At 44.1% G+C, this 15,264-nt stretch carries 19 protein-coding genes; 9 read left to right on the top strand and 10 right to left on the bottom strand.

All coding sequences use genetic code 11. The features are described from left to right. Nucleotides 1-37: 37 nt before the first annotated feature. The 3 genes from U0033_RS06725 (at nucleotide 38) to U0033_RS06715 (ending at nucleotide 2,046) form a co-directional block, all read left to right on the top strand. Complete coding sequence (locus U0033_RS06725) at nucleotides 38-1,057, top strand: zinc-binding alcohol dehydrogenase family protein (RefSeq protein ID WP_245801816.1); 1,020 nt, start codon at nucleotides 38-40, stop codon at nucleotides 1,055-1,057. 39 nt (nucleotides 1,058-1,096) lie between these two features. Then, complete coding sequence (locus tag U0033_RS06720; RefSeq protein ID WP_072363419.1) at nucleotides 1,097-1,642, top strand: hypothetical protein; 546 nt, start codon at nucleotides 1,097-1,099, stop codon at nucleotides 1,640-1,642. 140 nt (nucleotides 1,643-1,782) lie between these two features. Further along, on the top strand, nucleotides 1,783-2,046 hold the full coding sequence (locus tag U0033_RS06715) for a hypothetical protein (protein ID WP_072363418.1): 264 nt from the start codon (nucleotides 1,783-1,785) through the stop codon (nucleotides 2,044-2,046). A gap of 175 nt (nucleotides 2,047-2,221) precedes the next feature. Here the strand turns inward: U0033_RS06715 and U0033_RS06710 are convergent, their stop codons facing one another. Continuing rightward, nucleotides 2,222-3,556, bottom strand: coding sequence for a sensor histidine kinase (locus U0033_RS06710; protein WP_072363417.1), 1,335 nt, complete (start codon nucleotides 3,554-3,556; stop codon nucleotides 2,222-2,224). A 233-nt stretch (nucleotides 3,557-3,789) separates the two neighbouring features. Between U0033_RS06710 and U0033_RS06705 the strand changes: the two genes are divergently transcribed. After that, a complete protein-coding gene (locus U0033_RS06705; protein ID WP_072363416.1) occupies nucleotides 3,790-4,050 on the top strand; it encodes a hypothetical protein in 261 nt (86 codons plus the stop codon). 102 nt (nucleotides 4,051-4,152) lie between these two features. Continuing rightward, complete coding sequence (locus tag U0033_RS06700; RefSeq protein WP_177318665.1) at nucleotides 4,153-4,326, top strand: hypothetical protein; 174 nt, start codon at nucleotides 4,153-4,155, stop codon at nucleotides 4,324-4,326. Nucleotides 4,327-4,378: 52 nt separating this feature from the next. On the opposite strand, the gene U0033_RS06695 is transcribed toward U0033_RS06700, so the two are convergent. The 3 genes from U0033_RS06695 to U0033_RS06685 all read right to left on the bottom strand — a co-directional run bounded on the left by U0033_RS06695 (nucleotide 4,379) and on the right by U0033_RS06685 (nucleotide 6,001). Beyond that, on the bottom strand, nucleotides 4,379-4,771 hold the full coding sequence (locus tag U0033_RS06695) for a hypothetical protein (protein ID WP_072363415.1): 393 nt from the start codon (nucleotides 4,769-4,771) through the stop codon (nucleotides 4,379-4,381). Between the two features lie 18 nt (nucleotides 4,772-4,789). Further along, on the bottom strand, nucleotides 4,790-5,323 hold the full coding sequence (locus U0033_RS06690) for a YceI family protein (RefSeq protein ID WP_072363414.1): 534 nt from the start codon (nucleotides 5,321-5,323) through the stop codon (nucleotides 4,790-4,792). A gap of 102 nt (nucleotides 5,324-5,425) precedes the next feature. Continuing rightward, complete coding sequence (locus U0033_RS06685) at nucleotides 5,426-6,001, bottom strand: YceI family protein (RefSeq protein ID WP_072363413.1); 576 nt, start codon at nucleotides 5,999-6,001, stop codon at nucleotides 5,426-5,428. Nucleotides 6,002-6,330: 329 nt separating this feature from the next. On the opposite strand from U0033_RS06685, the gene U0033_RS06680 reads away from it, so the two are divergent. After that, nucleotides 6,331-6,735, top strand: a complete 405-nt coding sequence (locus U0033_RS06680) for a winged helix-turn-helix transcriptional regulator (protein ID WP_072363476.1) — start codon at nucleotides 6,331-6,333, stop codon at nucleotides 6,733-6,735. 129 nt (nucleotides 6,736-6,864) lie between these two features. Here the strand turns inward: U0033_RS06680 and U0033_RS06675 are convergent, their stop codons facing one another. The 6 genes from U0033_RS06675 to U0033_RS06650 all read right to left on the bottom strand — a co-directional run bounded on the left by U0033_RS06675 (nucleotide 6,865) and on the right by U0033_RS06650 (nucleotide 11,911). Next, on the bottom strand, nucleotides 6,865-7,443 hold the full coding sequence (locus U0033_RS06675; RefSeq protein ID WP_072363412.1) for a hypothetical protein: 579 nt from the start codon (nucleotides 7,441-7,443) through the stop codon (nucleotides 6,865-6,867). A gap of 66 nt (nucleotides 7,444-7,509) precedes the next feature. Continuing rightward, on the bottom strand, nucleotides 7,510-8,076 hold the full coding sequence (locus U0033_RS06670; protein ID WP_072363411.1) for a hypothetical protein: 567 nt from the start codon (nucleotides 8,074-8,076) through the stop codon (nucleotides 7,510-7,512). Between the two features lie 404 nt (nucleotides 8,077-8,480). Further along, nucleotides 8,481-9,287, bottom strand: coding sequence for a phytanoyl-CoA dioxygenase family protein (locus tag U0033_RS06665; protein ID WP_072363410.1), 807 nt, complete (start codon nucleotides 9,285-9,287; stop codon nucleotides 8,481-8,483). A gap of 403 nt (nucleotides 9,288-9,690) precedes the next feature. Next, entirely contained in the window at nucleotides 9,691-10,464 is a 774-nt protein-coding gene (locus U0033_RS06660) for an SDR family NAD(P)-dependent oxidoreductase (protein WP_072363409.1), read from the bottom strand. 470 nt (nucleotides 10,465-10,934) lie between these two features. After that, nucleotides 10,935-11,345: a DUF6691 family protein gene (locus U0033_RS06655; RefSeq protein WP_245801815.1), complete on the bottom strand. Its 411-nt coding sequence runs from the start codon at nucleotides 11,343-11,345 to the stop codon at nucleotides 10,935-10,937. Continuing rightward, complete coding sequence (locus U0033_RS06650) at nucleotides 11,342-11,911, bottom strand: YeeE/YedE family protein (protein WP_072363408.1); 570 nt, start codon at nucleotides 11,909-11,911, stop codon at nucleotides 11,342-11,344. Before U0033_RS06650 ends, U0033_RS06655 begins: the two co-directional genes overlap by 4 nt. 117 nt (nucleotides 11,912-12,028) lie before the next feature. On the opposite strand from U0033_RS06650, the gene U0033_RS06645 reads away from it, so the two are divergent. From U0033_RS06645 to U0033_RS06635, 3 genes are all read left to right on the top strand, one after another. Next, nucleotides 12,029-12,481 carry a MarR family winged helix-turn-helix transcriptional regulator gene (locus U0033_RS06645; protein WP_072363407.1) on the top strand — a complete coding sequence of 151 codons (453 nt, stop codon included), beginning with the start codon at nucleotides 12,029-12,031 and terminating at the stop codon, nucleotides 12,479-12,481. A 26-nt stretch (nucleotides 12,482-12,507) separates the two neighbouring features. After that, nucleotides 12,508-12,873: a hypothetical protein gene (locus U0033_RS06640; RefSeq protein ID WP_072363406.1), complete on the top strand. Its 366-nt coding sequence runs from the start codon at nucleotides 12,508-12,510 to the stop codon at nucleotides 12,871-12,873. An 82-nt stretch (nucleotides 12,874-12,955) separates the two neighbouring features. After that, on the top strand, nucleotides 12,956-15,196 hold the full coding sequence (locus tag U0033_RS06635; RefSeq protein WP_326980864.1) for a cation:proton antiporter: 2,241 nt from the start codon (nucleotides 12,956-12,958) through the stop codon (nucleotides 15,194-15,196). Nucleotides 15,197-15,264 lie beyond the last annotated feature (68 nt).

The following is a 15,264-nucleotide window of genomic DNA, read 5'->3' as shown; positions in this document are numbered from 1 at the left end:
CGAAAGTAAGAACAGGATTTTTTTTATTTTACATCTTATGATAAAAACGCTTACCTGCACCACACCCGGTCAGTTTGACTACGGCCAGAAAGAAATGCCAGTATTAACTGCCAATCATTCTATCCTAAAGATCAAACGTATCGGCATTTGTGGTACAGACCTCCACGCTTTTGAAGGTACACAACCTTATTTCGTGTACCCCCGCATCCTTGGCCATGAGCTGGCCGGTGAACTGGTAGCTGCTGACAATGCCCCCGGTTTCACTATCGGCGAGTCCGTCACTTTCATCCCTTATTTTAATTGTGGTACCTGCATTGCCTGTCGCAGCGGCAAGCCAAACTGCTGCACCCGCATCCAGGTTTGTGGCGTACACATCGACGGGGGAATGGCAGAATACCTTTCCGTTCCCTCTTCTTCCCTGATCCACGGCGAAGGCCTCAGCATGGAAGCCCTGGCCCTGGTAGAACCACTCGCCATTGGTGCACATGGTGTACGTCGTGCTGCTGTTAGCCCCGGCGAATTTGTATTAGTGATCGGCGCGGGTCCTATTGGCCTTGGTATCATGGAGTTTGCCCGTATAGCCGGTGGCAAAGTCATCGCCATGGACATCAATGAAGGTCGCCTGCAATTTTGCAAGGATAAATTAAAGGTCAGCCATACAATTAATCCAACTACGGCAGATGTGATGTCTGTTTTGCAGGAAATCACTAACGGTGATATGCCTACCGTTGTGATTGACGCGACTGGTAGTCAGAAAGCAATCAATAACGGTTTTCAATATATGGCGCATGGTGCCAGGTACGTATTGGTGGGTTTACAAAAAGGAGAGATCAGTGTTAGTCATCCGGAATTTCATAAAAGAGAAGCGACCCTGATGAGCAGCCGCAATGCCACCAGGGAAGACTTTGAACATGTGATAAAGAATATGAAGAACGGAGAAGTAGACCCGGTAACGTATATTACCCACAGGGTAAAGTTTGAAGCGGTGAAAAAGGAGTTCAATAGCTGGCTGGACCCCAGGAACGGGGTGATAAAGGCTATGGTAGAATTGGGCTAACTAACACTTTTTCAATATCTTGTACAAAAATCGCACAGCATGGAAGAATTAACCGCCGGCAAAGGTTCTCGGGTACAACACGCCAAATATGGTCCCGGTGTTATTATAGGTGTAAAATACGCCCAGTATGTAGTCACTTTTATGGACCAGGGTGTCATTGAAGTAGACAAAACTGATCCACTCTTCGAAATCCTGCACATCGAAAACCAAAGCATAGAAGTGGAAACTACCTCCGCTGTCGAAACTTCATTATTAAAAATCCTGCGTCTCTGGGGAGAACCCAGCGAGATCATCCCGTTGGGCGACAAGTGGGAGGGAGGTACTATGCTACTGCAACCTAAAGATGCTTCGCTGAAACCAAAAGAAGTACCCATAGAAGTTTTCTTTCATAAAATCGTGATGGTAAGAGATCGCCTTCGTGCCATGGAACAACAGGTGAACAGTCACAAGCAGCTCTCCGACGAGGACAAAGTGAATATGCAACAATATATCACCCGCATATATGGTTCATTGACCACCTTCAATGTTCTCTTCAAACAGAAAGAACATTGGTTCACGGGTGAAAAAGGTGGAAAAGAAGACTAATTGTTGATAGATTTATTGCACCTGCATGGCCTTAATTTTGTTATATTTATGTAACGCAAAAAGATCAGCAGGCAATCTACATCTACAACCTACTACGCTGTATGGACAATTTTGCGTATTGCATTTAAAAGTGATGCCATATGAAAGATTTCACATTAGACTTTGACCTGAAGGGCAGCAACTACATCGTAGTTGTACAGCCGCATGAAACAAGAGGTATCGAGCACTATAAGGCCGTACTGGATGAAGAGCATTCCATCGATTATTTACTGCAGGTAAACGGCGATTTACAACCAAATCCGGACTATGCCGCAGATCCACAATTGGTAAACGCAATTGCTACCCGTATTTTAGAGGTAGTTCATGTGGAAGATCGTGGAAACGCTGCCACATCTTATCCTTGAGCTTAGTACAACATGTAGGGCAGGGGCGAACGAAATTACCTTATCCATGCAGAATGTCAGGTTTGTTTGAATAAGATCTCCTTATTTGATGATTGATAACAGAGACAGTTGAATAACAAATCCGTGTAGTAGCTTATAAACTAAATCCCGGTATTCGTTAGGATCTCCACTCAGCTTACAACACTGTATAAGGCAGGTCAATATTAAACACAGTACCTTTATTCTCTTGTGATGATACGTAGATATTGCCACCGTGCTGCTGCACCAGTTGCTTGCAAATGTGCAGCCCCAGACCGGTGGAAGGTTCATGATGAAGGCCCTTCCGCCGGGCTGAAGTAAAACGGTCAAATATATTCGGTAGCATCTCCTGCGGTATACCTATACCTGTATCTGCCACTGTGATCCGCACACCTCCACGATGCGGCCTCATTCCAAGGGTAATATCCCCGCCGTCAGGTGTAAACTTCAAAGCATTGTGCAGCAGATTATCTACCACGCGCTGCAGTTTACCGGTATGAACATGTGCCTTTATCTCCCCCTTAGGCAACTCCAGCAATAAGCGCTGTTGGTGCTTAACCTGTTGCTGCCAGTTATCGCGAACATTTTCCAGCCAGTCATTCAGGGAAATATAATTTGTTTGCAGTTTGTCTTCTTCTGACTGCCGCGCTGCCGTCAGCAGCTCTTCTATGATCTGGTCCGCGCTGCTACAGGCTTCACCGATCCATTGCAGGTATTTATTTTCCTGTTCAGGGGTAAACGGATATTCCTGCATCAGGTGCAGTACCGAGCGGATCCCCGAAATAGGACTCCGTAGGTCATGCGCTACAATCCCCAGGATCTCCGTTTTTAGTTTGTTGGCCGCCGCAATTTCCTCGTTTTTTTGCTCAATAGTCTTTATCTTAATGAAATAATTTGCATGGTAGGAATATAAAAGCCTGGAAATCACAAAGAAGGCACACAACATTAACCAAAAAATATTTAAATTACCAGCAAGTTGTATGGGATCTACCTGGAACAGGTGCAGGAAGATCGAAAAAGTAATACCCGTCACCAGGCAAATGCTCAGTAGCTGGACAAAAGAAAACACCATAACCATTGCTATGACCAGCAAGCCAATCAGCATCATGGTCATCGTGTTTTTAGGATTATGCTGGGCCAGAAATGTAAGGGCCATACATGCACCAATGAAGCACAAAGCATAAAGGATGACGAGAAAATGGTATCTGTTTTGCTTAGTTAACGGTAGCGTGCTCCTGACCAGGTAGATCGCCACCGCTATAAGCGCAGAACTGATAACAAGTAACCGCTGAATTACAAGGAGGTCCTCCCATTGCCCCGCAGGCAGCCTTTTAGCCACTGGTAAATACAGCGTAATAAGATGGGTTATTAGGGTAGTACATGTTATAATTGCGGCAGTTATGCCGGTTACCCGCATGTTTTGTGCCCGGATCTGGTGATAAAAGTCCTTTTTAAATACCTGCTCAATTGCAGTGAATAAATATATTTTCATCTAAAACTTGACGAGGTAAATTCCTGGATAAGGTTTAATACTAAAATTAATTAAAACGCGTCTTTTATTCCTGGTAGTTGTAGTAGTGCATAGTACACAAATGTACCGGTTTTGTAATTAACCAGGTTCATTGTTTCCGTTAGATCCAGTCCTATTCCCATCCTTTGAAGTCCAGACTTAAGTATTTATTGCAGAACAAGGCGTCACGAAGCGCCCCCAAAACTTAACCAGACATGCAACAGTGCGCAACTTTAGAACATCCGGCGGAAATTGTAGCATTTCTTACCAATGTAGTCGGTAAAGAAAAAATTAAAGACATCCGTTTCGGGTACAGGTTACAGAATGACGAACCTGCTATTAAATTTAAGATCACGTTACGTTTTCCTTACAACATGTTTGGAAAAAAGAAAATTGAAGAATTGGTAGGGGAGCAAATTAAGTACATCCAGCTGGCAGCAGAACTGCCTGCAAAGTTGTTGTTTTCAATTGTTTAGCAGAATTATTAGCAAAGAGGGTTACAACTTTAAATTCTTTTTAGGATGGGGGCTATTCATCCCCTGGTTTCCTAAGCACAAAAACAGGAATGGTTACCCGGAATGGAGCAATGGAAGATCATCGGTGGCTTTGGCCTTACCGAACCCGAAATTGGCTCCGGCGCTGCCATTGGATTGACCACCACGGCAAAGAAAGTAGGAGATAAGTGGTTATTCAAACGAAGGAACAAAAGAGATCAACTCACCGATCGTAGGCAGGGCCATCACCGGCTTTAGTGCCTTTGTGTAAATGATATGCCGCCCACATGTTATTGTGGGCGGCATATCATTAAATATTCTTAGCAAATAATGGCTTCAATGTCATCCAACCCAGGACGGGGAAGAAGTGCATTGGAATCGCCAGGCCCGGAAACAGCTGCGGCATCTCTATATCCAGCGGCAGGTTATAGCCAATCGGATATACGATAGTCGCAATGGTGATCACTGCAAACAGGATATTAAAGATCGCTTCTGTGTATCCCTTCAGCACCTTACTCAGTAAGAAATACCCGATTGCTGCTACGATGTTCGCGCCCAAACAAGCGGCAAAAATCTTTTGCCGTGAAATGATATTGGTAAACCCGTCATCCAGTGATTCGGCATATACCTTCTGGTACGCCAAACACGCTACTGCTGCCAGTATACCCGAAACTACTGCTAATATTAATAATTTCTTCAGCATAAGTCCAATTTAAAAAAATTACTTCGTAACCGGTACTGCGATTTCTACTTTAATAACATCAGCAACATCACCACCCGGCTTGCCAATATGGAAATCATTCCTGTTTACATTGAAAGTACCAGCAAAAGTAGCACCAGCGCCTTTCTTTGCAAAGCTGAAAGGAATGGTAAATTCCTTCTTCACACCATGAATTTCCAGATCACCGGTCACCTGGTAACCCGCACCAGCTTTCACGATTTTCTTAGACGTGTAATGGATCACAGGATATTTGGCAGCATCAAACCACTCGTCACTTTTCGCATGCTTATTCTGCAATGCGTTACCTGTTTGGATAGAAGCTACATCAACCGTTACATCAAAATTAGATGCTGCAGGATTTGCTTCGTCAAAATTGATCGTGCCTTTAAATACTTTGAAGATCCCACCTACGTCGTTAGATGAGAAGGAGATGTTGTATTTGTCGCCGATCTTCCACAGGGGAGATACGGTGTTAAAGGCAAACACTGCTGCCGCGAGCAGCAGTGTTCCTGAAAATATAATTAATCTTTTCATTGCCGTTGTTTAAACGTTATGACTCATTCTACGGCTGACCAGAGGCCCTGCCTTTTTTAAAAGTTAAAATTTCAAATGAGCCGAACGCTTTTTAAAAATCAACTATTGTTTTACGAATTCGCCATTAGCTTTCAGTACCACTTCGTCGCTCAGCATAGCAGCTGGCATAGAAGCACCGATACCGAAGTCAGTACGTTTGAAAGTACCAGTTACTTTAATACCAACTTCTTCTTTCTTGCTCATTGGGTTAGTAGTAGTACCGTTGATGGTCAGGTCCACGGTTACTGGTTTAGTTACACCATGCAGGGTCAGGTCGCCGGTTACTTTAAAAGTCTTACCGCTTGCTTTCTTGATAGAAGTACTCTTGAAAGTCAGGGTACCAAATTTCTCCGCATCGAAGAAATCAGGGCTTTTTACGTGTTTGTCGCGCATTTCGTTGTCAGTGTTGATGCTGTTAACATCTGCTGTTACTTCGATTACCGCGTCAGAAAAATCTGCTTTAGATGCAGTGATCTTAGCTTCGTAAGATTTGAAATTACCTTCGCTTTCGGAAATACCAAGGTGAGTAACACCATAACCCAGTCTGCTGTGCGCTTTGTCTACAGACCATGTGTTTTGTGCGAAAGATGCAGTTGCAGATAATAACAGTGCTGATGCAACGATGGAGATTTTTTTCATGTTAGCTGGTGTTTTTAAGATTGCTTTAATTTTTAAAAGTTTTTATTGTTCTGTCTGTTCTTGTAATCCGGTGCCGAAGATATATACTTTTTTAAACAAAATGTGTTTCAACATATATTTTAATATAAATCCTTTGTGGTGGCCTGTTTTGTTCAGGTCATACAAATCCTGATTACCATTTATTAGATTATTTGTTCTATTTTTGTGTAGAAGAGAGAGTCACTCTCTTTTGGAGAGCCAAAGGTAAATGGTGTGTAACTTCTAACAAAGAAGGCACCTGCCAGCTACCAACTTACCAGATGGTAACTAATATTGAAAATCAGCTGTTTATGAGTGAAAATAATTCAGAAAAATTTCAGCCCGCCTTTTGTCCGATCCGACACGTACTGGATCGCTTTGGCGACAAATGGTCCATCCTGGTGGTGGAATTGCTTTCCCATAAAGGAAGAATGCGGTTTAGCGAGATTGCAAACAATATCGGGGATATTTCTCAGAAGATGCTCACCGTCACCCTTCGTTCCCTGGAAGCCGATGGCCTGATCTCCAGGGAGTTTTTCCCTGAAATTCCGCCAAGAGTAGAGTATGAACTGACAGCACTCGGTAAAAGCCTGATTCCACCGATTAATAACCTGCTGCACTGGGGCCAGGAACACCTGGAAACAATTCTCAACAACAGGAAACGATACGAAGAAAAAGACCAGGAGAAAGCGAAAGGTAAAAAAGCCTACTCTTAAAATTAGCTTAGGCTTAGAAAAAGCTGGTTCTCAAAAAAACTATGCTTAAAATACGCATAACGAAAAGAGTAAGAAGAGGCCGTAAAGGCCCCTTTCCCAGATCAGGAAATCAGGTCTTCCTGAACTAACTTAATGCTCCCTAAAGAGATGTTTATCCTTACTGCTCACCACTTCATGGCTTTTTAAATAGTCCATCATGTTGAGCTCCGGCTCAAGCTCCGCCTTCATCAAAGGATGTTGAATATGCTTATTCGGATCATTTGTATCCAATCCCAATTCATTCGTCATAATCACATCTGCTACATCAATCGGGATGTAAGCACATGCTTTTATAAACTCATAATTCTGCTCTTCTATATACACCAGCGAACTTTCCAGGCATTCTATTAATTTTACCACACCTGCACCATTCGCCTCATCATGGTCCAGCTCAGCGATGTCTATTTCATGCAGCCGCTCAATCTGCTCATCTACTTCCTCTTCATCTATACTGGTAGTTTTATCTACTGCATCCCAGAGGTAGGCCAGCGCTTCCGTAAGAATTTCATAGCCTTCCTCATCTTCCAGCTCCAGCAGGTGCTTCGCATATTTGTTATACAAATACGTTGCATTCCAGGCACCAAAGAACAAAGATTGTTCAAAAGACAGGTTTGCAAAGGTCTCGTCCAGCTTTTTATCAAAAGAAGAAAATGTCAATTGTTCCATCATCAGAAAATAGAATTATGGGTCTGCAATACCTCAAATTAAATAACTCAAAAACCATCAAAATGCTTTCTACCTAAAGATCGTCTTATCCGCACTGCTGACAGTCTTACCACCTTCCAGGTAAGCAAACAACTTTAACTGTGCGCCTAATTCCTCACTAAAAAACGGATCATCCAACCTGTATTTCGGTGGGGTTTCTTTCATTACATAAGGCTCATCCTTCTTTGCATTCAGCACCTCCAGCGGAAACCAGGCCGTCATCAATATTCCCTCCAATTTCCTCTCCTTTACATAACTCAGCGTACTCTCCACTGCCTCCATCAATTTCAAAATCCCGCAATCCTTCGGCCTGGCAAGATCCAGGTTATCAATATCAATGTTCCGCACGTGCCTCAACTGCTTCTTCAGTTCCCCTTCCGTCAGTATAGCCGGGTCATCCACTCCATGCCACAAAAATGCAATCGCATTCTGCAACTCTTCATGCTCCCTCGCAAAACCGTCCCCGTCCAGGATCGGGCCATATTGTCTATCCAGATAATCCGCTGTCCATGCACCAACAAAGAGCAATTGCCCGGGTGTTAATTTTGCCAGCCTAGCTTGTACTTTCTTCTTGTATGCTGAATAAGGTAATGCCATTTATATTGATTACTTGTTTTACGATGCACCTTGTACATGGGCGGTAAGGGCAAGGAATAAAACCCTTACTCCCCGCTAACATACGAACCTTTCCATAAATATCCTATTTACAGGACCAGCGCCTTCTCCGCTGCCGTCGTATGCCGCAAAAGGTACACCAGGATAATCAGAGAGAATAGAATCTACCAGCTTTGCTACCGGTATGCAGGAATCACCTTCAAAGACGCTTTCCTGCAATTGTGCGCCAGGCCCGTATGTACCATGAAATGAACCCCCTTTTCATAAAAAAAGCCTCCTGAAATAAATCAGAAGGCTTTAAAAAATATTCATTAAAATAAGATAATACATTCCCTGCTCCAAACTTTGAAGAAAATGTTCGCATATCCCTATTTATATCCTGGCCCTTATTTCACAATACCAGCAAAACGCTGATAGAACTGGGTAGGACTCTTTTCATTCTTGGGAGCATATTTCCCAGCAATGATAGGCACATAGATCACTCTTCTGCGGCTATCTTCACCAATTACAGAGCTCAGCGCCACACGGTGCCAGAGACGACCATCATGTACAGTAACGTCACCGGCTGTAGGTGTGATAGCGATCTCATTTTTGTCAGGTGCATGGTCAATGAAGTATTTCTTCTTGAACAGCATGCTTAGTCTGCTCTGTTTGTGTGTTCCGGGAATAATCCTCAGACCACCGTTCTCAACTTTCAGCGTGCTCAGGTGCAGGCCTACGTTGAGCATTGGGTTCAGTTTACCGCCCATGAAGATATCACGCAAACCGTCTGTATGCCAGCCCATTTTGGTGAACTTGCTTTCCGGACCATTTACGTAATGGTTAAACACCATCCCGTCTTTCTCATTGATACCCAGGCGGGCACCAGGACCAATCAGGCTTAACAGCGCCTCAAAGCGCTTGTCTTTTAATACCTCGGACAATACTGGTGCGTGCTGGTTGATGAAGGCAAAGCGTTGCACAATAGGGTCTCCATTCAAGTCTTTACCATACTTGATAGGAACTCCATTTACTTTCTCTCTTTTTTCAGCGATCCATTTCTGTTGTACTTCTTCAGATGCTTTGATGATCTCCTGGACTTGTTCCGGAGTAAAGAACCTGGAAAAGTGAATATATCCATGCTCGTCAAAAAATGATCTTTGTTCTTCGGTTAGCGTATCACCTAGTGTAAACGTAGTATAAGCCGTAGACATGATGTGGTAAATTTATAGATGTTTGGTGATTGATCACGAATTATTGAAAATAATTAAATTTTGTAATTCCCCGACAGTACAGGGTAAATAGGTCTTGTGTTTTCAACAATACGGACACCATTTACTTTGCGACAAGCAGGTCAGTTGTAGTATTTGCGTTGATAATAATCTGTAAGGCATCTTTTAGTCTACTAAATTTGTAGGGTAAAGATAATGGTATTTTATCTGATCCCCAAATAATTAAAGTTGCAGTAGTGTTGTAGTTTGATATCTATTTTGGAATTGCACGACCAATGAGCTTTACTCAGAGAACTACAGGTAACGAATTTATTCTTTCAGAATTAAAATATTATTCAAACAACAACACGACCAAAATTGTACGCGAATTAGGGGATGAATTTACTTATTTTTTATATAGATTACCAGCAATTTTTTCAACCATCGCTTTGGGAACCAATCGGGTGAAAAATGCTGTGGCTGCATTTAAGACGCCAGGAACCAACTCAGATTTCTTCGCAAACATACCTTTTACGGCTATTCGCGCTACATCATCCGGCATCATTCCATATTTCTCTGCAGTCGCTTTGATTGCCTGCATGCCAGCCCTGTCAATGAAGTTCGTATTCACTGGTCCGGGTGATAAACAGGTGACTGATACATTGCTGCCTTTCAGGTCTGCCCTGAGACCCCGGGTAAACAATAACATGAAAGCTTTGCTTGCAGCATAAGTACTAAGTGTCGGTACTGCCTGGTAAGCAGCAGTGCTGGCTACATTCATAATATAAGCCGCAGGCTGTTGTCGCAGCATGGGCAGAAAATGATGACACAGAGCTACAGGAGTTTGCATGTTTACCTGGAGCATCCTGTTCTGATCATCCAGCGAAGTTGCATCAAATTCACCCCACACTGCATAACCTGCATTGTTGACCAGGATGGAAATGTTGTAACTTTTTTGCTGTACCCATTCAAATAACTCTCCGGCTGCCGTTGGCGTAGATAGATCCAACGCGATATATTCGACCTGTACGCCATATTTAGTTATCAATTCCGACGAGACCACTTGTAATTCACTCGTGGACCTTGCTACAAGAATGAGGTTATATTTTTTTTTAGCCAATACCGTGGCTAAGGAACGTCCAATTCCCTTGCTTGCGCCTGTAATTAGTGCATAATTCATAATAAAAACTGGTTAGCCGTTGTGCTTAAGGAATACAGGAACAGCTGAGAACAAAATACAAAAATAAGTTATTTATTGGAGCAATAGTGATGGAATTTAAATAAAATGTGTAAGATAAGTGTAAAAAAGACGTAAATAAAGCGGGTAAACCTAATAGAGAAGGGCGGTAAGAATACCGCCCTTAATTTTTTAACCATATCCTATGAAAAACCTAAACCAAAGATATACGACAGCATGGTGCTACCTAATCAATTTTGGTAAAGGCTATATTTTATCTGGTAAACGTCATAAATTAATAGCCGTTAACTAAAAATTAACAAAAATTCCCCTCGATCTAGGTAACTAGTACTCACTTGATTTTTAAATCTTAACTCGACATTAACGGGTGAATGGGGCTGCCATTCAGGCGCTGCTGACCTAAGCCGCCCCTTTAAAGCAAAATTGTATTCATAGATCAATGAAAATGCACGCTAATGAGGCAACTTATCCTTCACCACCCCATATACCCAGGTACCTGATATCGCACTTAGCAAGGCTACCGCCATTACCGTAAAACCCGCTCCCACCTGCGCAAATAAAGGCCCAGGACATGCCCCCGTCAACGCCCAGCCAAACCCAAATAAAAGCCCTCCGTAAATATTCCCCTTCGTAAAAGGCTTCCTGGGAATCACAATCTCCTCACCTCCGAATGTCCTGATTTTCAAATTCTTAATAACAGTTACAGCAATAAACCCTGTAACTACTGCCGACCCAATCACCCCGTACATATGAAATGACTGTAAATGAAACATCTCCTGTATTCTGAACCAGGATAAGACCTGGGATTTTACAAGCACAATGCCGAAAAGGATCCCCGCAAGGGTATATTTTATGTTCTTCATGATAAGGAAAGGATAAAAGGTAAGACCAGGTTTGACATAATAAATCCACCCGCCATAAAACAACAGGTAGCTACCAGCGAAGGCCATTGCAAGGTCGATAATCCGAAAATTGAATGCCCCGATGTACAGCCCCCGGCATACCTGGTACCAAATCCAACCAGGAATCCACCCACAACTATGAGGATAAAACCCCTGATTGTCAGCAGGGCTGGCCAATTGAATAACTGGCTGGGTAACAGGTTATTGTGGTCGCTGATGCCAAATTCACCTAAAGCAGTTTCCAGTTTTGGACTGATCCGAACAGGCGCAGGATCCGCCAGCAAATGCGCCGCAATAAATCCGCCGATCACAATCCCCGCCGCAAAGAACAAATTCCAGATTTCCTTCTTCCATTCATAGGCGAAAAAAGGAACTTTGCCCGGAAAACATGCCGCACAAATATGCCGGAGTGAAGATGAAATACCAAAAGGACGATTCCCTAATAATAACAGTAATGGTACCGTAAGCCCGATAATCGGCCCCGCTACATACCATGGCCATGGTGCAGAGATCAGTTTTAAAAGCATAATTTTATGGTTGGAGGATGTATATACAAATATACTCACCTATAAATATCCACATAATGTTTATAGAATGATATAGTCCTAATATGTTGCAACACCCATATTTCATATCTTTGAGCCATGAGAATTGAACAAGCCATTAATCAGCGCAAGTTTAAGGACGATCATCACAAAATGGTGGTGAACCTCCTGTATACGGGTAACTGGTTGAGAGACTCCCTCGGTGCCAACCTGAAATCCTATGGGCTACTGCCTCAGCACTACAATGCTTTACGCATTATCCGCGGCCGTCATCCGGAACCCGTTTCCGCCGGCAGCATCAAAGATGTCATGCTCGACAAAGCAAGTGACGTTACCCGCTTACTCGACAAACTTGAAAAACTGGAGTATGTACAACGCCGATTGTGCCCGCACAACAGGCGTAAAATGGATATTAACATCACTGCCAAAGGCCTGAAACTACTGGATGAAGTAGATGTGCCCATGGATAATTTCTATAATGACATTGCTGAAAGATTAAGCGCTGAAGAAGCCGCACAGCTGAGTGATTTGCTGGATAAGGTGAGGAGATAGGGGCAGAAAAACGTATCTTCGCCCTAATGCGCCACCTTCTGCTATATATCATCATATTGTTCTCTTTTTGCCAGGCGGGTGCGCATGCGTGCAAAAAACAATATGAGGCTGTTGCGAAAAGGAAACCTGTAACCACTATACTGAAAGTAGAAAGTCATTCCAAACCTGGATGGCATAACGGAACCGGATACCTGCCGGAAACCATTGTTGATTTCAACAACTGTTTTAGTTCCCCTAACAAGTGCGTTTATAGGCCTGTTTCAGGTCATTTCAGCGGATATTTTCTCCCGCGGCAGCCATTGTATGCCGCCGTATTGTCTACAGGAAGACTCCTGGTAGATATCCATGCCATTGTCCGAACCCTCATCTTCCCTAAACATATTTTCTGGTAAGTGGGTTAATATTTTAATTGTATTGTTCCAGCCTACGGCTGGAACAGAATTGCCATTACTTATTATTAATCCGACCGACCTGATGATTCATTTAGCACCGTTAATTAAAGACCTGGCATTAATACTGATCGCCGCAGCTGTTACCACCCTTATATTCAAGCGCCTGCGCCAGCCGTTGGTATTAGGGTACATCGTAGCAGGCCTGCTGGTAGGCCAACACGTCTCGCTTGTTCCAACCGTAACCGATGAAAAGAATATCCATGTATGGTCTGAAATAGGTGTCATATTTCTACTCTTCAGCCTTGGCCTCGAATTCAGTTTCAAGAAACTGATCAAAGTAGGTGGCGCCGCAAGCATCAGCGCCCTCGTCGAAGTTGTCTTCATGCTCGCCCTCGGTTACCTCCTGGGCCAGATCATGGGATGGTCACCTATGGATAGTATTTTCCTGGGTGGTATCATCTCTATATCCTCCACCACGATCATCATCCGCGCCTTCGAAGAACTGGGGGTAAAAGGACTTAAATTCGCCGGCCTCGTTTTCGGGATCCTCGTTGTTGAAGACCTGGTAGCCATCGTCCTCCTGGTGTTATTATCCACCCTGGCCGTCAGCCGCCAGTTCGAAGGAGGGGCCATGCTCATCTCCGTAGTCAAACTCGTATTCTTCCTCATCGCCTGGTTTGTAACCGGTATCTTCTTTATCCCAACCCTGCTCCGCATGACGAAGAAGATCATGAACGAAGAAACCCTTTTGGTGACCTCCGTGGGCCTTTGCCTGCTCATGGTTGTACTCGCTACTCAGGTCGGTTTTTCTCCGGCTTTAGGCGCTTTTATCATGGGATCCATCCTGGCAGAAACCACCCAGGCAGAGAAAATAGAACACCTGGTAAAACCCGTCAAGGAACTATTCGGGGCCGTTTTCCTTATCTCCGTAGGGATGTTGATCAACCCCGCCATGCTGGTAAAATATGCAGTGCCGGTACTCATCATCACCGTAGTTACCCTGATTGGCAAAACACTGAGCACCGGTATCGGCGCCCTGCTCTCAGGTCAGCCCTTAAAAACATCCGTACAGGCAGGGATGAGCCTTGCCCAGATCGGGGAGTTCTCTTTTATCATTGCGCAACTCGGCCTCACCCTGAATGTAACAAGTGAATTCCTCTACCCGGTGGCAGTGGCAGTATCAGCAGTGACCACTTTCACCACGCCTTATATGATCAAATTATCCGGTCCTGTTTACGAGAAACTTGCTGAGCTGATGCCACATCGCTGGAAGACGGCCATTAACCGGTATAGTGCCGCGGCACAAACCATCTCGGTTGTAAGCGACTGGAAAATATTGCTGAGGAGTTACTTCACAAACGTTATTATATATACGGTCGTCATCCTGGCTATCATATTATTGTCATCGTATTACCTGCTGCCCATGTCAGGGGTATATAACTGGGGCCGTGCCATGAGTGCAGTCCTCACTTTCCTGCTACTCATGCCTTTCTTGTGGGCACTGGGTTTCAGGAATATTGCCAGTGCAGCATCCAATCGCATCTGGGAACAGAAAAAGTACCGGGGGCCACTGATGCTGCTCCGTTTAGCACGGATCGTGATCGCCATATTCCTCCTGGGCTTCTTCATCGATCGTTTCTATTCCTACTCCGTAGCATTGGCGGTAACAGCCATCATGATTGTATTGATCTTCGTGTTCCGTCATAAGATCGGTGATTTTTATACCACCATCGAAGAACGCTTCTTTTCCAATTTCAATGCCCGGGAAACCAAAGTAGGGAATATCAGTAAGTCGGTTTTAGCCCCCTGGGATGCGCATCTGGCCGTGTCAGAGATCAAACCACTTTCACCCGTGGCCGGTTCCACCCTGGAGGATCTACAACTCAGGGAAAACTATGGGATCAATATCGCCCTGATAAACAGGAGCGGTATCAAGATGTATGCACCCGATAAATATGCCCGCCTTTTTCCTGGCGATGTGGTTACTGCCATCGGCACCGACGAACAATTGCAGAAGTTCAACCATTACCTGGAACCTGCTCATGCAGCCATTGCTGTGCCGGTGAATGACGGGGATCCGATTGCCCTGAAACAATTCCTGGTGACAGCGCAATCTCCCCTTGAAGGCAAGACGATCCGCGAAGCAGGGATCAGGGAAAGAACCAGTGGCATCGTGCTGGGGATAGAGCGGAAAGGACAACGACTATTAAACCCGGCTTCCCTGACCGTGTTGCAGGCAGGAGATATTGTGTGGATAGCAGGAAGCGGTGGAAGACTTCACGCATGGCTCAAAGAAATAAATAGTAAACCAAATCTTTTGTAGGATGGATGAAAAGTAAAGGGTGTCTCATTAATTTGAGACACCCTTTCGTTATAATAGAAAACATTGGC

The organism is Chitinophaga sancti (assembly GCF_034424315.1).
In the GTDB taxonomy this organism is placed as follows: domain Bacteria; phylum Bacteroidota; class Bacteroidia; order Chitinophagales; family Chitinophagaceae; genus Chitinophaga; species Chitinophaga sancti.
The sequence above is the reverse complement of the archived record's forward strand: the minus strand, read 5'-3'. Positions and strand labels throughout refer to the sequence as shown.

Excerpts from the sequence above, each read along its gene's own strand:
- U0033_RS06680 (WP_072363476.1), top strand. The coding sequence starts at position 6,331 with ATGAGTGAAAATAATTCAGAAAAATTTCAGCCCGCCTTTTGTCCGATC.
- U0033_RS06690 (WP_072363414.1), bottom strand. The coding sequence starts at position 5,323 with ATGAAAAGATTAATTATATTTTCAGGAACACTGCTGCTCGCGGCAGCA.
- U0033_RS06655 (WP_245801815.1), bottom strand. The coding sequence starts at position 11,345 with ATGAAGAACATAAAATATACCCTTGCGGGGATCCTTTTCGGCATTGTG.
- U0033_RS06645 (WP_072363407.1), top strand. The coding sequence starts at position 12,029 with ATGAGAATTGAACAAGCCATTAATCAGCGCAAGTTTAAGGACGATCAT.
- U0033_RS06705 (WP_072363416.1), top strand. The coding sequence starts at position 3,790 with ATGCAACAGTGCGCAACTTTAGAACATCCGGCGGAAATTGTAGCATTT.
- U0033_RS06715 (WP_072363418.1), top strand. The coding sequence starts at position 1,783 with ATGAAAGATTTCACATTAGACTTTGACCTGAAGGGCAGCAACTACATC.
- U0033_RS06670 (WP_072363411.1), bottom strand. The coding sequence starts at position 8,076 with ATGGCATTACCTTATTCAGCATACAAGAAGAAAGTACAAGCTAGGCTG.
- U0033_RS06700 (WP_177318665.1), top strand. The coding sequence starts at position 4,153 with ATGGAGCAATGGAAGATCATCGGTGGCTTTGGCCTTACCGAACCCGAA.
- U0033_RS06695 (WP_072363415.1), bottom strand. The coding sequence starts at position 4,771 with ATGCTGAAGAAATTATTAATATTAGCAGTAGTTTCGGGTATACTGGCA.
- U0033_RS06710 (WP_072363417.1), bottom strand. The coding sequence starts at position 3,556 with ATGAAAATATATTTATTCACTGCAATTGAGCAGGTATTTAAAAAGGAC.
- U0033_RS06650 (WP_072363408.1), bottom strand. The coding sequence starts at position 11,911 with ATGCTTTTAAAACTGATCTCTGCACCATGGCCATGGTATGTAGCGGGG.
- U0033_RS06685 (WP_072363413.1), bottom strand. The coding sequence starts at position 6,001 with ATGAAAAAAATCTCCATCGTTGCATCAGCACTGTTATTATCTGCAACT.
- U0033_RS06665 (WP_072363410.1), bottom strand. The coding sequence starts at position 9,287 with ATGTCTACGGCTTATACTACGTTTACACTAGGTGATACGCTAACCGAA.
- U0033_RS06675 (WP_072363412.1), bottom strand. The coding sequence starts at position 7,443 with ATGATGGAACAATTGACATTTTCTTCTTTTGATAAAAAGCTGGACGAG.
- U0033_RS06725 (WP_245801816.1), top strand. The coding sequence starts at position 38 with ATGATAAAAACGCTTACCTGCACCACACCCGGTCAGTTTGACTACGGC.
- U0033_RS06720 (WP_072363419.1), top strand. The coding sequence starts at position 1,097 with ATGGAAGAATTAACCGCCGGCAAAGGTTCTCGGGTACAACACGCCAAA.
- U0033_RS06635 (WP_326980864.1), top strand. The coding sequence starts at position 12,956 with ATGATTCATTTAGCACCGTTAATTAAAGACCTGGCATTAATACTGATC.
- U0033_RS06660 (WP_072363409.1), bottom strand. The coding sequence starts at position 10,464 with ATGAATTATGCACTAATTACAGGCGCAAGCAAGGGAATTGGACGTTCC.
- U0033_RS06640 (WP_072363406.1), top strand. The coding sequence starts at position 12,508 with ATGCGCCACCTTCTGCTATATATCATCATATTGTTCTCTTTTTGCCAG.